Annotated in this window: 16 protein-coding genes; 4 read left to right on the top strand and 12 right to left on the bottom strand. The window is 66.1% G+C overall.

Going from position 1 to position 16,843, the window contains the following annotated elements; all coding sequences use genetic code 11:
- Positions 1-56: 56 nt before the first annotated feature.
- The 3 genes from HL653_RS01395 to HL653_RS01405 all read right to left on the bottom strand — a co-directional run bounded on the left by HL653_RS01395 (position 57) and on the right by HL653_RS01405 (position 1,764).
- Positions 57-488: a cupin domain-containing protein gene (locus HL653_RS01395; RefSeq protein WP_171742916.1), complete on the bottom strand. Its 432-nt coding sequence runs from the start codon at positions 486-488 to the stop codon at positions 57-59.
- 5 nt (positions 489-493) lie between these two features.
- Positions 494-1,033, bottom strand: coding sequence for a peroxiredoxin (locus tag HL653_RS01400; protein ID WP_171742917.1), 540 nt, complete (start codon positions 1,031-1,033; stop codon positions 494-496).
- 152 nt (positions 1,034-1,185) lie between these two features.
- The gene (locus HL653_RS01405) at positions 1,186-1,764 is read right to left on the bottom strand and encodes a hypothetical protein (RefSeq protein ID WP_171742918.1); all 579 of its coding nucleotides are present in this window, start codon (positions 1,762-1,764) and stop codon (positions 1,186-1,188) included.
- Between the two features lie 149 nt (positions 1,765-1,913).
- Between HL653_RS01405 and acnA the strand changes: the two genes are divergently transcribed.
- Positions 1,914-4,589, top strand: a complete 2,676-nt coding sequence (gene acnA / locus HL653_RS01410; protein WP_171742919.1) for an aconitate hydratase AcnA — start codon at positions 1,914-1,916, stop codon at positions 4,587-4,589.
- A 276-nt stretch (positions 4,590-4,865) separates the two neighbouring features.
- On the opposite strand, the gene HL653_RS01415 is transcribed toward acnA, so the two are convergent.
- The 3 genes from HL653_RS01415 to HL653_RS01425 all read right to left on the bottom strand — a co-directional run bounded on the left by HL653_RS01415 (position 4,866) and on the right by HL653_RS01425 (position 7,534).
- Complete coding sequence (locus HL653_RS01415; RefSeq protein ID WP_171742920.1) at positions 4,866-5,678, bottom strand: PEPxxWA-CTERM sorting domain-containing protein; 813 nt, start codon at positions 5,676-5,678, stop codon at positions 4,866-4,868.
- Between the two features lie 271 nt (positions 5,679-5,949).
- On the bottom strand, positions 5,950-6,681 hold the full coding sequence (locus HL653_RS01420; RefSeq protein ID WP_171742921.1) for a PEPxxWA-CTERM sorting domain-containing protein: 732 nt from the start codon (positions 6,679-6,681) through the stop codon (positions 5,950-5,952).
- 103 nt (positions 6,682-6,784) lie between these two features.
- The gene (locus HL653_RS01425) at positions 6,785-7,534 is read right to left on the bottom strand and encodes a folate-binding protein YgfZ (protein WP_171742922.1); all 750 of its coding nucleotides are present in this window, start codon (positions 7,532-7,534) and stop codon (positions 6,785-6,787) included.
- Between the two features lie 126 nt (positions 7,535-7,660).
- On the opposite strand from HL653_RS01425, the gene HL653_RS01430 reads away from it, so the two are divergent.
- From HL653_RS01430 to HL653_RS01440, 3 genes are all read left to right on the top strand, one after another.
- Positions 7,661-8,983, top strand: coding sequence for a dihydroorotase (locus tag HL653_RS01430; RefSeq protein ID WP_171742923.1), 1,323 nt, complete (start codon positions 7,661-7,663; stop codon positions 8,981-8,983).
- A 193-nt stretch (positions 8,984-9,176) separates the two neighbouring features.
- Positions 9,177-9,497 carry a DUF3297 family protein gene (locus HL653_RS01435; RefSeq protein ID WP_171742924.1) on the top strand — a complete coding sequence of 107 codons (321 nt, stop codon included), beginning with the start codon at positions 9,177-9,179 and terminating at the stop codon, positions 9,495-9,497.
- Between the two features lie 138 nt (positions 9,498-9,635).
- Positions 9,636-10,952 (top strand): cystathionine gamma-synthase family protein, encoded by a 1,317-nt coding sequence (locus tag HL653_RS01440; RefSeq protein WP_171742925.1) that lies wholly within the window; start codon positions 9,636-9,638, stop codon positions 10,950-10,952.
- A gap of 123 nt (positions 10,953-11,075) precedes the next feature.
- On the opposite strand, the gene HL653_RS01445 is transcribed toward HL653_RS01440, so the two are convergent.
- The 6 genes from HL653_RS01445 to HL653_RS01470 form a co-directional block, all read right to left on the bottom strand.
- Complete coding sequence (locus HL653_RS01445; protein ID WP_171742926.1) at positions 11,076-12,617, bottom strand: hypothetical protein; 1,542 nt, start codon at positions 12,615-12,617, stop codon at positions 11,076-11,078.
- A gap of 55 nt (positions 12,618-12,672) precedes the next feature.
- Positions 12,673-13,665: an endolytic transglycosylase MltG gene (gene mltG / locus HL653_RS01450; protein ID WP_171742927.1), complete on the bottom strand. Its 993-nt coding sequence runs from the start codon at positions 13,663-13,665 to the stop codon at positions 12,673-12,675.
- 140 nt (positions 13,666-13,805) lie between these two features.
- A complete protein-coding gene (fabF, locus tag HL653_RS01455; RefSeq protein ID WP_171746713.1) occupies positions 13,806-15,065 on the bottom strand; it encodes a beta-ketoacyl-ACP synthase II in 1,260 nt (419 codons plus the stop codon).
- A gap of 232 nt (positions 15,066-15,297) precedes the next feature.
- Positions 15,298-15,534 carry an acyl carrier protein gene (locus HL653_RS01460; protein WP_171742928.1) on the bottom strand — a complete coding sequence of 79 codons (237 nt, stop codon included), beginning with the start codon at positions 15,532-15,534 and terminating at the stop codon, positions 15,298-15,300.
- Positions 15,535-15,631: 97 nt separating this feature from the next.
- Positions 15,632-16,372 (bottom strand): 3-oxoacyl-[acyl-carrier-protein] reductase, encoded by a 741-nt coding sequence (gene fabG, locus HL653_RS01465; protein WP_171742929.1) that lies wholly within the window; start codon positions 16,370-16,372, stop codon positions 15,632-15,634.
- Positions 16,365-16,811 carry a GxxExxY protein gene (locus HL653_RS01470; RefSeq protein ID WP_171742930.1) on the bottom strand — a complete coding sequence of 149 codons (447 nt, stop codon included), beginning with the start codon at positions 16,809-16,811 and terminating at the stop codon, positions 16,365-16,367. The genes fabG and HL653_RS01470 overlap by 8 nt, the downstream gene beginning before the upstream one ends.
- Positions 16,812-16,843 lie beyond the last annotated feature (32 nt).

Raw genomic sequence — 16,843 nt, forward strand, 5'->3', positions numbered from 1 at the left:
CGGACGATCCGATGTCAGCGGACCGAAGACCGCGCCAGCAGCGCCCGTCATGTGCCTTATGATCCCGGTCGCCACTCCGGCGGCGCGAGGTCGAAGCCCGAGAAACGGAAGCCGGGGCTGACGACGCAGGAAACGAGCGTCCAGCCCGCGCGCGCTTCGGCCGCCTGCCAGTGGCCGGTCGGGATCACCCCCTGCAGCGATTGCCCGGCCGCGACATCGGGGCCGAGAAGGATCGTCTCGACCGGACCGTCATCGCCGGGCGCGCGCAACAGCGCGAGCGGCGCCCCGCTGTGCCAGAACCACAATTCGGCCGCATCGACCGTATGCCAGTGCGATCTTTGCCCCGCCTCCAGCAGGAACAGGATCGCCGTGGCCGACGGCCGCTCACCCTCAGGCGCATCGGCCCGCCACGTTTCGCGATACCAGCCGCCCTCGGGATGGGGGGCGAGGCCGAGGGCCGCAATCAGCGCCGCGGCCTCGCTTGCCATCCGGATCAGCCCTTCGGGTGCGCGGCGCGCCAGGCCTTCACCGCCTGCATCGTGCCGGTGACATGGCCTTCCGGGCTCAGCGCCGAATAAGCGAAGATCACCTTGCCGTCGGGCGCGATCACATAGGAGGTGCGGTTCGAACGATCGGGCTTGGCCGGCAGCGTCACGTCATAGGCCGTGATCGTCGCGGCGGTGGCGGAGCCGACCGCGAACTTGTTGCGGCATTCCTCGACGGAGAATTTGTTGAGCGTCTCGATCGGATCGGCCGACATGCCGATCACGGTGGCGCCCGCCTTGTTGAAGTCGGCGGTCGCCTCGGCGAAATCATGCGCCTCGATCGTGCAGCCCTTGGTGAAGGCGGCCGGATAGAAATAGAGGACGACGGGCCCCTTCTTCAGCGCCTGCTTCAGATTGAAGGGCATCGGCTTGCCGGCGAGGCTCACCTGCGTCGAGAAATCGGGAGCCTTGGCGCCGACGGCGAGCGAGGCGAGCCCCGGCGTTGCGAGCAGCAGGGCGAAAGCGGAAGCGGCAGCCAGGCGTTTCATCAGGTCCATCTCCTCTGGGACGCGCGATCATATCGGCGCGGCCCCGGAAGCGAAATGGACATTCGAAGATGTCCGGTGGCGAAGATGTACGATGGCGAAGATGCCCGGCGACGCGCACGGCGGATTTGCCCGCAGCGCGCCTTAACGCTCTCTCAGCAACCGCTCCGGAGGATCGAAAGCACCTGCTCGATCCGCTCGGGCATGTGCGGAGCCAGGCGCACCATCGTCCGCCGCTGATCCTGCGGATGATCCTCGCAGATCAGATTGCCCACCTCGATAAGCTTATGGACGTAACGCAGCGCCGTCGTCGGCGGCACGCTGGCGGCATGGCAGAGAGAAGACACCATCATCCCTTCCTCACCCCCATTCGCATAGAGATCGAGCAGAATATCCCAGGCCGGATCACGGAAAAGTTCGACGCCCAGAAGTTCCGACCGGCGCGAGCGGGCGCGCAGCAAGGCCCGCGCCGTCACCTGGAGTTCACGCTCGCCATTTGGAGAGCGCCCGAAATGTCTTTCCAGCGCGCCTTCGACGCGATCGACCGTCTCGGAGAATGTCAGCCCGAACCGGCCACCGACCGACAACACTGTTGTGACGAGGCGGATGACCTCGTTGAACGATACTCGATTCATGTAGTCTTTCAGCGAAAACGGGGGAAAGCCGCCGAAAATTGGACAGGTATTATGACCATTAGCATGACGACCTGCCTCATCATAGGCATTTGCACCCAAACGGAGCGAAATCCGGCGTTAGCAGGTGCACGAATCCTTCGCGACAGGTGCAGGAATCAAAGCCTTGCCTCCTCTTTCCCCCGGCACCCCTCGTTGCTAAGGCGCCGCGCAAACATCGCAACGCAGCATCCACGAAGGAGCCCCGCCGCATGACCGCCGTTGGCCAGGACACGCTCAAGACACGTTCCACTCTCGAAGCGGCGGGCAAGACCGTTTCTTATTATTCGCTGGCGAAGGCTGCGGCGAGCATCGGCGACATTTCGCGCCTGCCCTTCTCGATGAAGGTGCTCCTGGAAAATCTGCTCCGCTTCGAGGATGGCGTGACCGTCACCGTCGAGGATATCGAGGCGATGGTGCAGTGGCTGGCCGACAAGACCAGCGAGCGCGAGATCCAGTATCGCCCGGCGCGCGTGCTGATGCAGGATTTCACGGGCGTTCCCTGCGTCGTCGATCTCGCCGCGATGCGCGATGCGATGAACGCGCTGGGCGGCGACGCGCAGAAGATCAATCCGCTGGTTCCCGTCCATCTCGTGATCGATCACTCGGTGATGGTCGACGAGTTCGGCACGCCCCAGGCGTTCGAAGACAATGTCGAACTGGAATATCAGCGCAATTCGGAGCGCTACGAATTCCTGAAGTGGGGATCCAAGGCGCTCGACAATTTCAAGGTGGTGCCGCCGGGCACCGGCATCTGCCACCAGGTGAATCTGGAGCATATCGCGCAGGCGGTGTGGACCTCGGTCGATGCGAATGGTGACACGGTCGCCTATCCCGACACCTGCGTCGGCACGGACAGCCACACCACGATGGTCAACGGCCTCGGCGTGCTGGGCTGGGGCGTGGGCGGCATCGAGGCGGAAGCCGCGATGCTGGGCCAGCCGGTCTCGATGCTGATCCCCGAAGTCGTCGGCTTCAAGCTGACCGGCACGCTGAAGGAAGGCATCACCGCCACCGATCTGGTGCTGACCTGCACCCAGATGCTGCGCGCGCGCGGCGTGGTCGGCCGGTTCGTCGAATATTTCGGCCCGGGCCTCGCCTCGCTCAGCCTCGCCGATCGCGCGACGCTGGCCAACATGGCGCCGGAATATGGCGCCACCTGCGGCTTCTTCGGCATCGACGAGAAGACGCTGGATTACATGCGCCTCACCGGCCGCGAGGAAGACCAGATCGCGCTGACCGAGGCCTATGCCAAGGAGCAGGGCCTGTGGCTCTCGGCCGACATGGCCGACCCGATCTTCACCGACACGCTGGAGCTGGACATCAGCAGCGTCGTGCCGTCGCTCGCCGGCCCCAAGCGCCCGCAGGACAAGGTGATCCTGACCGAGGTGGACGACGTGTTCAACGCCGACCTCGTCAAGACCTACAAGCATGACGGCGCCAAGCGCGTTCCGGTGGAGGGCAAGAGCCACGACATCGGCGACGGCGACGTCGTGATCGCCGCGATCACCAGCTGCACCAACACCTCGAACCCGAGCGTGCTGGTCGCCGCCGGCCTCGTCGCCCGCAAGGCGGCGGCGTTCGGTCTGAAGCCCAAGCCCTGGGTGAAGACCTCGCTGGCCCCCGGCTCGCAGGTCGTGACCGATTACCTCAACAAGTCGGGCCTGCAGGCCGATCTGGACGCGGTCGGCTTCAACCTCGTCGGTTATGGCTGCACCACCTGCATCGGCAATTCGGGTCCGCTCGCCGAGCCGATCTCCAAGGCGATCAACGGCAACGACATCGTCGCCGCCTCGGTCATCTCGGGCAACCGCAACTTCGAGGGCCGCGTCTCGCCGGACGTGCGCGCGAACTTCCTCGCCTCGCCGCCGCTCGTCGTCGCCTATGCGCTGAAGGGCACCGTCACCGAAGATTTCACGACCACCCCGATCGGCCAGGCGACCGACGGCACGGACGTCTATCTGAAGGACATCTGGCCCACCAACGACGAGATCCGCGCCACGATGGACGCGAACATCGATCGCGCAATGTTCTCGGCCCGCTATGCCCACGTATTCAAGGGCGACAGCAAGTGGCAGGCGATCGATGTCGCCGGCTCCGACACCTATACGTGGAACCCCACCTCCACCTACGTCGCCAACCCGCCCTATTTCGAGGGCATGAGCATGACGCCGAAGCCGGTGACCGACATCGTCGGGGCGCGGCCGCTGGCGATCTTCGCCGACTCGATCACGACCGACCACATCTCGCCGGCCGGTTCGATCAAGGTGGACAGCCCCGCCGGCCGCTATCTGAACGAGCATCAGGTCTCGAAGGCGGACTTCAACAGCTACGGCGCGCGCCGCGGCAACCACGACGTGATGATGCGCGGCACCTTCGCCAACATCCGCATCAAGAACGAGATGGTCCCCGGCATCGAAGGCGGCATGACCAAGGGCCCGAACGGCGACGTGCTGGCCATTTACGACGCCGCGCAGGAATATAAGGCGCAGGGCACCCCGCTCGTCGTGATCGGCGGCAAGGAATATGGCACCGGCTCCTCGCGCGACTGGGCGGCCAAGGGCACCAACCTGCTCGGCGTGCGCGCGGTGATCGTCGAAAGCTTCGAGCGTATCCACCGCTCGAACCTGGTCGGCATGGGCGTGCTGCCGCTGCAGTTCCCGGAAGGCGTCGATCGCAAGACGCTCAAGCTCGACGGCAGCGAGACCTTCACGATCGAGGGCGTCGCCTCGCTCCGCCCGCGCCAGATGGTGACGGTGGGCCTCACCCGCGCCGACGGCACCCAGGAGACGTTCGAGGCGCGCTGCCGCATCGATACCGTCAACGAGCTGGAATATTTCCTCAACGGCGGCATCCTGCCCTACGTGCTGCGCAAGCTCGCGGCCTGATCGGATTGCTCCGCCTTCGGGCGGGGCGTTCCCCGAGCGAACAGAAAAGGCGGCTCCCGGAAGGGGGCCGCCTTTTTCTTTGGGTACAGTCATGCGGCGCTTCTGATCGTCATCGCCGACTTGATCCGGGATCCCGCTCCTCTCGGCGCCCAGAAATGAGCGGGGCCCCGGATCAAGTCCGGGGTGACGACAGATAGGAAACTGTCTTTCGCATCAAAGAAAAAGGGCGGCCCCGCAGGACCGCCCTTTCGCGTCTCAGTTCGGATCAGCCGGCGATCAGCCGAACCGCACCATCTGCCCGCCCGTCGAACGGCGGCGGCGCAGCGCGCCGCCGACCAGGCCGAAGCCGCCGATGAACATCGCCCAGGTCGCGGGCTCCGGCACAACCGCTGCCTGCGGCGTGTAGTTCACCGTCAGCGAGGCGATCTTGAAGCCGTCGTTACGATCGGTCGCGAGGAAGCTCGCGCCGACCAGCCACACGTTCGAGGTCGGTACGGCGCTGCTGCCATAAACGTCGGAATTGCCGGTCAGCGTGCCCGTGCTCGCCCGGCTGCCCCCGGCGATGTCCGTCCACAGCTTTTCCGAAATGTCGTAATTCTGCAGCGCGATGGCCTTGGTCCAATCGGTGCCGAGGGTGCCGCGCGTATCGGCCCAATAGGCCGCGTCGCTGTCGATCGTCGAATTGCCGTCGAGCCGGAAGACGTTGCGATAGATGCTGGTGAGCGACACCGCCTGATCGAACTGCAGCAGCACGAAATCCACCGCGCCGCCGGTATTGTCGATCTGGTGGTCGTTGCCGTTGGTGCTCTCGTTCTTGCCGATCACGCCGAGGCCCGCATCCCACGCGCCGAGCTTGGCCGCACTGATATCGTCCAGATCCGTGTTGCCGCTCTTGTCGGTCGCCTGCCACGCGCTGACGCGCACGTTGAGCGTGGTGCCGCCGACGGTGTTCGAGCTGAACGTGGCGGCGCCGCTGGTGATGAAGCTGCCGGTGGTGTCGAACACGAAGCTCGCCGCCGAGGCGGGAGCAGCCATCGCGATCGCGGACGCCGTCACGGCGACCGCCAGACCCTGGATTCGAGACATCATTTACGCATCACCCTTTTGAATTACCGCCACGTCCGATCGAGCGATCGGACGTCAAATCTCGGCGAGCTCGCCCCCGCGCGCTCATTAACGGTCCGTAAAGGTTCATCTTGTTGCGGCGCAAAACAAAAGATGGTTAACGAACCGTTGTGATCATTGTTTACAATTCGCGCGGTCAGCGCGGCGCCCGTGGAAATTCGGGCGCAAAAAAGGGCGGTCGTTTCGGGACCGCCCTTTCGCGAGTGGCGCCCCCCGCAAGGGGGCATCTCCCTGATTAACCGAATATGGCAACCGTCTGGCCGGCGGGCTTTTTGCGGCGCAGCGTGCCGCCGATCGCGCCGAAGCCGACGAGCATCATCGCCCAGGTCGCGGGCTCGGGCACGGCGCCCATCACGCGATCGGCCGTGGCGCCCCACACCAGCTGCGTCTGGTTGTTGCTGTCCTTCAACACCGCGAGCGACAGGCTGGGATCGGCGATCCACGTGCCGTTATTGACGTTGGCGAGATAGGAATTGGCCAGCGTGACCGCCGAGCGATTGACGTTGGAGACGCTGAAATCGCCGGACGATACGTTGAGGCGGTTGCTGCCCTCGGTCACGATTTCCCAGATCGCGAGCTGCTCGGCAGCCGAGTGGTTGGCGTCGGTCACCAGCGCCTCGCCGTTCGAGAGCAGCGCGCTCAGCTGCGAAATCTGCGTGGCGGTGAGGCTCGTCGTGGTGATCGCGGCCGCATCGAACGTGCCGGTCGTGAGGCCGTGGAAGATATCGATGCAGTAGCTCAGCAGCGTATCGCCGGTGCTGGTCGTCAGCGCGAGCCGGCCGATATCGGTCCGCACCACATAATCCGGCCGCGGCGGCGTATAGGTCAGCGTGCCGGCGATGGCGCCGGGCGTATCGAATGCCACACCGGTGATCGTTACCGACGCATCCGCAGCAGATGCGATCGCGAGGGAGCCGAGGACGCCGGCCGCAACGAGGCCGAACTTGCGAATCTTCGAGAATGCCATGGGTACGCTCCGCTACTTTTTCGCGGAGAACTGCCCCGCTACAGGGGCTCGTTAACGGTCCGTTACATTCTCACCAAGGAAATTGAGGGTTAATAACGTAACGTTAACTCTCTTTGTGCGCCGCAGCGTCCGCCAGAGCGTCCTGGAGCCAGCGCGGGAGGATCGCTTGGGGGTCTCCGGCGATGTCGGCAACGCGCATCTGGACCACGGCGAGACCCAGATCCGGGTGGAAAATGCGCGCCGATTCGCCCGGATCGGCTTCCAGCCGCCGCACCACGAGGCGGCGATTGACCTTCTGGCGCCAGTTCATCCGCGCCGTATTCTCCTGCCCGACATAGCAGCCCTTGGTGAAGCTCACGCCGCCCAGTTCGGTCGCGTTGGTTTCCAGCCACAGCGTCTTGTCGCTGCCGATCTCCGCCACGCCCTCCGCCACGCCGAGCCCGAGCCGATGCGCGCGCCAGAGGGATTCGGCGCCGGGCCCTTCGCCCGCCGGGCCGATCCAGCGCCACCCCAGTTCGGGCAGGCGCGGATCGGGCACGCCCTGCCCCTCCGTCGCACTCCAATGCACGCCGAGCGCGAGATCGCGCGCGATCTCGATCTTGCGGCGCAGACGATAGAGGGTCAGCCGCCGCGCCAGCGCATCGGCCTGATCCGCCTCGCAATCGATCAGCAGATCGTCGCCGTCCGCCCAGACGAGAAAATCGAACAAGGCCTTGCCCTGCGCGGTCAGCAGCCCGGCCCAAACGGGCAGCGTGCCGGCAACGTCACTGGTGACGAGCCCTTGCAGGAATCCGCGCACATCCTCCCCGGACAGACGGATGAGGGCGCGGTCGGCGAGAAAAGTCATGGTCATCGCCAAAAGGTAGGGGATCGCTTGCCACACACAATCCGTTCGTGCTGAGCAAAAGCGACGCACGGGTGCCTGGCGCCCGACCAGCGAGCCCGTCCCTCGACAGGCTCAGGACGAACGGAGCGGCCCATGGCGACCTACGATCTCATCCTCAAGAACGGCACGGTCTGGACGCCGGGCGGCCCCGTCGAAACCGATGTCGGCATCACCGACGGCCGCTTCGCCGGCCTCGGCACGGGCGGCAGCGCGGGCGAGACGATCGATTGCACGGGGCTCACCATCCTGCCCGGCGTGATCGACAGCCAGGTCCATTTCCGCGAGCCCGGCCTTGAGGAGAAAGAGGATCTGGAGAGCGGCAGTCGCGCCGCCGTGCTGGGCGGCGTCACCGCACTGTTCGAGATGCCGAACACCAAGCCCAACACCGATTCGGCCGAGGCCATCGCCGACAAGCTCGCCCGCGCACGCGATCGCATGTGGTGCGATCATGCTTTCTATGTCGGCGCCACCGCTGCCAATGCCGAGCATCTGGGCGAACTGGAGCGGCTGCCGGGCACCGCGGGCGTGAAGATCTTCATGGGCGCCTCCACCGGCGATCTGCTCGTCTCCGACGACAAGGAGCTGGCGCGCGTGCTGGCCCATGGCCGCCGCCGCGTCGCGATCCATGCCGAGGACGAGCCCCGGATGCAGGCGCGCATGGGCGAGCGGATCGAGGGGGATCCCGCCAGCCACCCCGTCTGGCGCGACGACGAGAGCGCGATCCTCGCCACGCGCCGCATCCTCGCGCTCGCCCGCGCGTCACGTCGGCCGATCCATGTGCTGCACATCACGACGCCCGCCGAGCTGGAATTGCTCTCGCAGCACAAGGACATCGCCACCTGCGAGGTGACGCCCCAGCATCTGACTTTGGCCGGAGAGGAGGCCTATCCGCGCCTCGGCACCTTCGCGCAGATGAATCCGCCGATCCGCTCCGGCGCGCATCGCGACGGCTTGTGGTTCTGGCTCAATCAGGGCGTGCCCGACGTGCTGGGATCGGACCATGCGCCGCACACGCTGGCGGAGAAGGCCAAGCCCTATCCGGCCAGCCCCAGCGGCATGCCCGGCGTCCAGACATTGCTTCCGCTGATGCTGAACCATGTCGCGGAAGGCCGCCTGTCGCTCCAGCGCCTGATCGAGCTGACGTCGGCGGGCCCGCAGCGCGTGTTCGGCCTGACCGGCAAGGGCCGGATCGCGGCGGGCTATGATGCCGACGTCACGATCGTCGACCTCAAGGCGAAGTGGACGATCGAGGAAAGCTGGCTCGCCTCGCGCTGCGGCTGGTCGCCCTTCACCGGCATGTCGATCACCGGCAAGCCCGTCGCCACGATCATCCGCGGCCGTCAGGTGATGCGCGAAGGCCAACTGGCCGACCGCGCCGAGGGCCGCCCGATCCGCTTCGACAGCGCGGACTGGTAAGCGCCCACTCGCTTCCTACCCCCCGCCCCGTTTGGTTCGAGCTTGTCGAGAACCGGGCTAGGCTTCGAGCGAAGTCGAGAAGCCGGGATATGAAGCGCGGGCTCTCGACAAGCTCGAACCAAACGGGGGAGGACAAGAGGCCGCCCCAACTTCCAGATGACGCGCGAATGACGCGCGGCTAAAGGCACGGCCCATGACCGACAGCACCAACACCCCGCCCGATCGCCTTTCGACCGATCCGCGCAGCGACCATTATGATGCGGACGCGCTCCAGCGCGGCGTCGGCATCCGCTTCAAGGGCGTCGAGAAGACCAATATCGAGGAATATTGCGTCTCCGAAAGCTGGGTGAAGATGGCCGTCGGCAAATCGCGCGATCGGTTCGGCAATCCGATGACGATGAAGATGTCCGGTGCGGTCGAGCCTTATTATCGCGACATCGCCGGTGACGGCGAAACCACGGCGGCCGCCGAAAGCGACGCGCCCAAGACGGACGACGCGGAACAGGCGGACTGAGCCTTCGTTACACCGGCGATACGCTCAATGAAGGGCGATCGTGGAGGTGACGATGGGTAAGGCTTTGATCCTGTGGCTGCTCGGTGTGCCGGGCATTATCGTCATCCTGCTCTATTTCTTCGTCTTCCGGTAAGCGCGATGGCGGGCGGGGACGAGAATGAGGCTGATCTGACCGGCGGCTCGCAACGCCGCCGGCCCCGTCGGCAGCTTGAGGAGATTGGCGGGCGCAGGCTGTCACCCGCCACCCTCATGATGGGCCACGGCTTCGATCCGGCTCTGTCCGAAGGCGCGCTGAAGCCGCCCATCTTCCTCACCTCCACCTTCGTCTTCGAGAATGCGGCCGCCGGAAAGCGGCACTTCGAAGGCGTCACCGGCAAGAGGCCGGGCGGGGCGGAGGGCCTCGTCTATTCGCGCTTCAACGGGCCCAATCAGGAAATCCTCGAGGATCGCCTCGGGATCTGGGAAGGCGCGGAAGAAGCGCTGACCTTCTCCAGCGGCATGGCCGCGATCGCGACCCTGCTGCTCGCTTATGTGAAGCCGGGCGACGTGATCGTCCATTCGGCCCCGCTTTATGCCGCGACCGAGACGTTGATCGGCAAGATCCTCGGCCGCTTCGGCGTGACGTGGCTCGATTTCCCGGCGGGCGCCACGCGCGCCGAGATCGATGCGGTGCTGGATCGCGCGAAGGCGCAGGGCCGCGTCGCGCTCGTCTATCTCGAAAGCCCCGCCAATCCGACCAACGCGCTGGTCGATGTCGAGGCGGTCGTCGCCGCGCGCGATGCCGCGTTCGGCGAGGACAAGCCTCCGGTCGCGATCGACAACACCTTCCTGGGCCCCCTGTGGCAGCAGCCGCTGCGGCAGGGCGCGGACATCGTCGTCTACAGCCTCACCAAATATGCGGGCGGGCATAGCGATCTGGTCGCGGGATCGGCGGTCGGCGCGAAGGCGATGATCGATCCGATCCGCGCGATGCGCAACACGATCGGCACGATCACCGATCCGCACACAGCCTGGATGCTGCTCCGTTCGCTGGAGACGCTGGAGCTTCGCATGACGCGCGCGAGCGAGAATGCGGCGAAGGTCTGCGCCTATCTGCGCGATCATCCCAAGGTGGAGCAGGTCGGCTATCTCGGCTTCCTCGATCCCGCCAGCCGGCAGGCCGATATCTATCGCCGCCACTGCACCGGCGCGGGCTCCACCTTCTCGCTGTATCTGAAGGGCGGCGAGCGCGAAGCCTTCGCCTTCCTCGATGCGATGAAGATCGCCAAGCTGGCGGTCAGCCTGGGCGGCACCGAGACGCTGGCAAGCGCACCCGCCGCGATGACGCACCTCTCCGTGCCCGACGATCGCAAGGCCGCACTCGGCATCAGCGACAATCTCGTCCGGATCTCGATCGGCGTGGAGAATGCGGACGATCTGATCGCGGACATGGAGCAGGCGCTGGCGGCGGTCTGACGCCCTCCCGGCGCCATTCTCCCCCGCTCGTCCTGAGCGAAGTCGAAGGACGGGAGGCTGGGCAGAGCGTTTGTAGCCCGTGCTTCGACTTCGCTCAGCACGAACGGGATTAGGTGTAGCCCGTTAGCGCAACTCCAGCCCGATGATATCGATCGGCCCCGCCACGAAGCGCCCGGTGATCCGCCGGTCCCGCCGCAGCGCATTCAGGAACATGTCGCCCGGATCATAGGTCGTATTGCCCAGCCGGAGCAGCCACACGCGGCGCACCTGCGCGATCTCCGGCGCGCGCGCGATCGCCTCCAGATGCGGGCGGGGCAGCGAGATCACGCCCCGGCTGCCGGTGGGATGCCATCCATCCGCATCGAACGCCGGCACCGGCCTCGGCACCGCGATCACCCGCCAGTCGAGCCCCTTGTCCTTCAGCGCGCGCTCCAGCGGCAGCGCGCCCTCATTGGGATAAGCGAGGATCAGGTCGTCGGGCGCGTGCCGCTGCTGGAGCCACGCGACCGCGCCATACCAGTTCTGGAACGGCCCCGCCGCACGCTGCTGCCCGTCGACGGCCAGCATGTTCAGCACCAGCATCAGCGCGGCGCCCGCCCCGATCCACGCCGCCTTGTCGCGGGCGCCCGCCGCGCCCAGCGCGAGCAACACCAGCCAGGGCACCGCCACGGGCGTCAGCGTCCGTGTGATGAAGACGGGCGCCACCGTCATCGAGAGCAGGATGGAGAGCGCGGTCGGTACGATCGCCAGCACCAGCAGCATCGCCAGCAGGCGACGCCCTCGGACCTCCCGCGCCAGCACAGCGACGGCGAGGATCAGCAGCACGACCGCCGCCAGCCCCTGCCACCCCGGCACCGCATACAGCACCGGCAGATGATCGCTCAGGCCGCCGAGGCCGAATGTCAGCCAGGTCGATTTCACCCATGTCGGCGCCTGATCGAGCAGGATGTCGAGCGCGGGCAGATAAAAGAGCGCGACCGCCATATGGCCCGCGACGAACCAGCCCCCATCGGCCGGCCGGGCCCGGCTGGCGAGAAATGCCGCCAGGCAGGCCAGCCCCAGCGCCGCCGCCCACAAAGGCCCCAGATTGTGGAGCCACAGCATCCATTCGAGGCAGAGCAGATAGACACCGAAGGCCGGCCCCGCGAGCCGCCGCCCCTCGCTCCGCACCCGCGCGATGCCGATCAGCGCCCGCACCGCCAGCGCATAGACGAGGATCATCACCGGATAGGGCCGCACTTCGCGACTCATCTCGACGAGCGGGATCGCCAGTGCCGCCAGCGCGAAGGCGACGAAGGCGGCCAGGCGTTGCCGCCGCGGCTCCCAGCCGAGCCCCTCCGCTGCCGCGCCCGCACTCCACGCGATCACGAACGGCGCGATCAGCCCCGCCGCCAGCCCCAGCGCGCGCTCGGCCACCAACCCGTCGCCGAAGACCAGCGTCCAGAGCTTCAGCAGCGTGTAATAGAAAGGCGGATGCGTCTCGTAGCGCGGCACCACGACCCACAGAAAGCCGAAGCTCTTGCCGGCCGCATAGGCGCTATAGGCCTCGTCCAGCCACATCGGCGTGACGCTGACATGCCACAGCCGCACCACCGCGCCGAGGATCGCCAGCAGCAGACCGCCCGCCACGAGCAGACGGGCTTCCTGTGCTTCCTTCATTGCCATGCGCCAGCGCCGTCCAGCCCCAGCCGGGCGCGCGGCTCACGCAGCAAACGGAGCCTCAGCGCGTGCCCTGCGCGCGGCGCAGGCGATAATAACGCTGCACGTTGGCATTATGCTCGGCCAGCGTGTCCGAGAAGACGTGGCCACCCTTGCCGTCCGCGACGAAATAGAGCGCGTCCGTCTGCGCCGGCGCCAGCGTCGCCGCGATCGCGTCACGGCCCGGATTGGTGATCGGCCCCTTGGGCAGGCCGGTCATCGCATAGGTGTTGTAATCGTTCACCGCGCGCACTTCGGAGAGCTTGATCCGGCGGCCGAGCGGCTTGCCCTTCGTGATCGGGTAGATGATCGTCGGATCGGCCTGCAGCTTCATCCCCTGCCGCAGCCGGTTCGAATAGACGCCCGCCACCATCGGCCGCTCGACCGGAACGCCCGTTTCCTTCTCCACGATCGAGGCCAGCGTGATCGCCTCCTCCTTCGTGTTGACCACGGTGTTCGCCTTGCGCCGGATCCAGAGCTGGTCGAGCGTCTGCGTCATCGCATCCTGCATCCGCTTCAGCACGGCCTTGCGCGGTTCGCCCCGCTGGAAGCTGTAGGTGCCCGGCAGGACGGTGCCTTCCTCCGGAATCGGCAGCTTGCCGGTCAGCACCTTCTCCCTCGCCAGCCGCTCGAACACGAGGATCGAGGGCATGCCTTCGGGAATCGTGATCAGCCGCTGCACGGTGCGCCCGGTCTGCAGCAGCGCGAGGATGTCCTTCGCGCTCATGTGCGGCGCGACTTCATATTCGCCCGCGCGGATCGGCGCCGAATCGCCGAAGCGGCGGGCGAAGCGCAGGAAGCCGGTGGTCGAGCGCACCGCGCCCAGATGCTCCAGTTCGCGCGCCGTATCCGCCAGCGTCGATCCCTGCGGCACGATCAACGTGGTCGGGTGCGTCGCCGGGCCGGGTCCGCTCCAGTTGCGGTGGACGTACAGCCAGAAGAAGCCCCCGGCGACGAGCGCCACGAGCAGCAGAAAACCGAGGCAGCCGAAGCCGCGGGCGTTACGCTTGGCCATGTGCGAGCCTTAGCGCCTGTCCCCGTTCGCTTCGAGCGGAGATCGAGCTTGCCGAGATCGCAGTCGAGAAGGATTCTCGACGGTCGCTTCTCGGCAGGCTCGAAGCTGCTCGAACCGAGCGGGGCTGTGCCATGATGGCCTCAGAGCGCGCGCATCACGAGGCTGGCGTTGGTGCCGCCGAAGCCGAAGCTGTTGTTCAGCACCGCGCGCACCGGCCGCTTCTTCGCGACGTGCGGCACGAGATCGACGCCCACGCAATTGTCGCTCGGATTATCGAGGTTGATCGTGGGCGGGACGATCTGGTCGCGCAGCGCGAGGATGCAGAAGATCGATTCGACCGCCCCCGCGCCGCCCAGCAGATGGCCGATCATCGACTTGGTCGAGGACATCGAAACCGTATCCATCGCATCGCCGAACAGGCGGCGCACCGCGCCCAGTTCCAGTTCGTCGCCCAGCGGCGTCGAGGTGCCGTGCGCGTTGATATAGTCGATGTCCTTGGGCTCGAGCCCCGCCTTCTTCAGCGCCATCTGCATCGAGCGGAACGCGCCCGAACCTTCCGGGTGCGGCGCCGTCACATGATAGGCGTCGCCCGACAGGCCATAGCCCACCACTTCGCAATAGATCTTCGCGCCGCGCGCCTTCGCATGCTCATATTCCTCGAGCACGACGATGCCGGCGCCCTCGCCCATCACGAAGCCGTCGCGATCCTTGTCATAGGGGCGGCTCGCCTTTTCGGGCGTGTCGTTGAAATTGGTAGAGAGCGCGCGCGCCTGGGCGAAGCCGGCGATGCCGAGCGGGCAGATCGCGCCCTCGGCGCCACCCGCCAGCATGATGTCCGCATCGTCCATCGCGATCATGCGCGCCGCATCGCCGATCGCATGCGCGCCGGTGGAGCAGGCGGTGACGACCGCGTGATTGGGGCCCCGCAGGCCATATTTGATCGAGACCTGACCGGAGATCAGGTTGATCAGCCGCCCATGCACGAAGTGCGGGGAGACGCGGCTCGGGCCCTTCTCCTTGCAGACGATCGATTCGCTCTCGATGCCCGGCAGGCCGCCGATGCCCGCGCCGGTGGAGATGCCGGCGCGATAGCTCTGCTCCTCGGTCAGTTCCGTCAGGCCCGCATCCTCCAGCGCCTGACCGGCGGCGTCGATGCCATAGACGATGAACGGATCCACCTGGCGCTGCACCTTGTGGTCGACGCGCTTGGAGGGATCGAAGCCATATTCGTGATCGGCGGGCTTCACCTCGCAGGCGATCGTGCACTTCTGTCCCACGGGATCGAAGCGCGTGATGCGGCCCGCGCCGGATTTACCGGCCAGGATGTTCGCCCATGCGGTTTCGACGTCGGCGCCCACCGGCGTCACAAGGCCCAGTCCGGTTACGACCACGCGGCGCAGCATATCTTTGTCCTCTTCCCTGTTCGTCGCCCCGGTTCGAGCCGGGGCCTCGGGAGGGGGAGCGGCTCGGCTCCCTCGTGAGATCCCGGTCACAGCCGGGATGACGGGATCATCTTAAAAAGCAAAAACAGGCCCAACCCGTCCGGGCTGAGCCTGTCGAAGCCCCGTTCTTCTTCCCTTAGCTGAAGAAGGGCGGCCCTTCGACAAGCTCCGGGCCAACGGAAAAAGCCGATTACGCCTTGTGCGTATCGATGTAGCTGATCGCGTCCTTCACGGTCGTGATCTTCTCGGCCGCATCGTCCGGGATCTCGACGCCGAATTCTTCTTCGAACGCCATCACCAGTTCGACGATGTCGAGGCTGTCCGCGCCCAGATCATCGATGAAGCTGGCCTCCTCGGTCACCTTCTCGGGTTCGACGCCGAGATGCTCGACGACGATCTTCTTCACGCGCTCGGCGGTCTCGCTCATGAACACTGCCTTCCTTAGGGTCTGATTTGGCGCCGCCCTAGCGGCGTGGAATTATCCCTGCAAGCCTGAGCGTGCAGGGTCTTGTCGACACAGACGCTCAGATCATCGCCATCCCGCCATTCACATGCAAGGTCTGGCCGGTGACATAGCCCGCCTCGCGGCTGGCCAGATAGGTGACGGCGGCGGCGACATCGGCGCCCTCGCCCAGCGCGCCGGCCGGGATGCGGCCGAGAATCGCGCCCTTCTGCTGCTCGTTCAGCGCATCGGTCATCGCGCTGGCGATGAAGCCCGGCGCCACGCAGTTCACGGTGATGCCGCGCGACGCCAGTTCCTGCGCCAGCGCCTTGGACATGGCGGTAAGGCCACCCTTGGATGCCGCATAATTGGCCTGCCCCGGATTGCCGGTGGTGCCGACGACGGACGTGATCGTCACGATCCGGCCGAAGCGCGCCTTCATCATCGGGCGCGCGGCGGCGCGGATCAGGCGGAAGGCGGCCTCGAGATTGACCGAGATCACCTGATCCCATTCCTCGTCCTTCATCCGCATCACGAGATTGTCGCGCGTGATGCCGGCATTGTTGACGAGGATGTCGATCTTCCCGCCCAGCGCCTCCAGCGCGGCGGGGATCAACGCCTCCACCGACGCGGAATCGCCCAGATTGCAGGGCACCGCGACCGCGCCATTTCCGATCTCGGCGGCGAGCGCCTCCAGCGCCTCGATCCGCGTACCCGACAGCGCGACCTTCGCGCCCTGCGCCGCCAGCGACTTGGCGATGGCCGAGCCAATCCCGCCCGAAGCGCCCGTCACCAGCGCCGTCATACCTGTCAGATCAAACATTCTCGTCCCTCGAATCAGAAGAAGATGGTTCACGCGGAGACGCAGAGGCGCTGAGGGGGCGGTGATCGTTCACGACCCGCCGGATTCCCTCACGCAAAGTCGCGCCAGCGAAATTGATAAGCAGCCCCACAGGCTGCTTCGTCAATCTGAGATACGTCAGTAATTGCTTGGCGTGAACCGCGCTCAGCCGCTCGACAGACTTGATCTCGACGATCAGCCGATCATCGACGATGAGATCGACACGAAACGCGCCCTCGAAGCGAATATTGTCATGCTCGATATCGATCGCACGCTGACGGGCGACCCGATATCCCAATCGCTCCAACTTGGCCGCCAGCAGCGCCTCGTAGACGCTTTCGAGCCGGCCGGGACCGAGATCGCGATGCAGACGCAAAGCGGCATCGATCACGTCACCGCTGATCAGATCGATGTCGCGCACCGGTCTCTGCGCCTCCGCGTCTCTGCGTGAAA

The sequence above is a fragment of the Sphingomonas sp. AP4-R1 genome (assembly GCF_013113735.1).
Classification (GTDB): domain Bacteria; phylum Pseudomonadota; class Alphaproteobacteria; order Sphingomonadales; family Sphingomonadaceae; genus Sphingomonas_I.

Excerpts from the sequence above, each read along its gene's own strand:
- HL653_RS01395 (WP_171742916.1), bottom strand. The coding sequence starts at position 488 with ATGGCAAGCGAGGCCGCGGCGCTGATTGCGGCCCTCGGCCTCGCCCCC.
- HL653_RS01400 (WP_171742917.1), bottom strand. The coding sequence starts at position 1,033 with ATGAAACGCCTGGCTGCCGCTTCCGCTTTCGCCCTGCTGCTCGCAACG.
- acnA (WP_171742919.1), top strand. The coding sequence starts at position 1,914 with ATGACCGCCGTTGGCCAGGACACGCTCAAGACACGTTCCACTCTCGAA.
- HL653_RS01415 (WP_171742920.1), bottom strand. The coding sequence starts at position 5,678 with ATGATGTCTCGAATCCAGGGTCTGGCGGTCGCCGTGACGGCGTCCGCG.
- HL653_RS01420 (WP_171742921.1), bottom strand. The coding sequence starts at position 6,681 with ATGGCATTCTCGAAGATTCGCAAGTTCGGCCTCGTTGCGGCCGGCGTC.
- HL653_RS01425 (WP_171742922.1), bottom strand. The coding sequence starts at position 7,534 with ATGACCATGACTTTTCTCGCCGACCGCGCCCTCATCCGTCTGTCCGGG.
- HL653_RS01430 (WP_171742923.1), top strand. The coding sequence starts at position 7,661 with ATGGCGACCTACGATCTCATCCTCAAGAACGGCACGGTCTGGACGCCG.
- HL653_RS01435 (WP_171742924.1), top strand. The coding sequence starts at position 9,177 with ATGACCGACAGCACCAACACCCCGCCCGATCGCCTTTCGACCGATCCG.
- HL653_RS01440 (WP_171742925.1), top strand. The coding sequence starts at position 9,636 with ATGGCGGGCGGGGACGAGAATGAGGCTGATCTGACCGGCGGCTCGCAA.
- HL653_RS01445 (WP_171742926.1), bottom strand. The coding sequence starts at position 12,617 with ATGGCAATGAAGGAAGCACAGGAAGCCCGTCTGCTCGTGGCGGGCGGT.
- mltG (WP_171742927.1), bottom strand. The coding sequence starts at position 13,665 with ATGGCCAAGCGTAACGCCCGCGGCTTCGGCTGCCTCGGTTTTCTGCTG.
- HL653_RS01460 (WP_171742928.1), bottom strand. The coding sequence starts at position 15,534 with ATGAGCGAGACCGCCGAGCGCGTGAAGAAGATCGTCGTCGAGCATCTC.
- fabG (WP_171742929.1), bottom strand. The coding sequence starts at position 16,372 with ATGTTTGATCTGACAGGTATGACGGCGCTGGTGACGGGCGCTTCGGGC.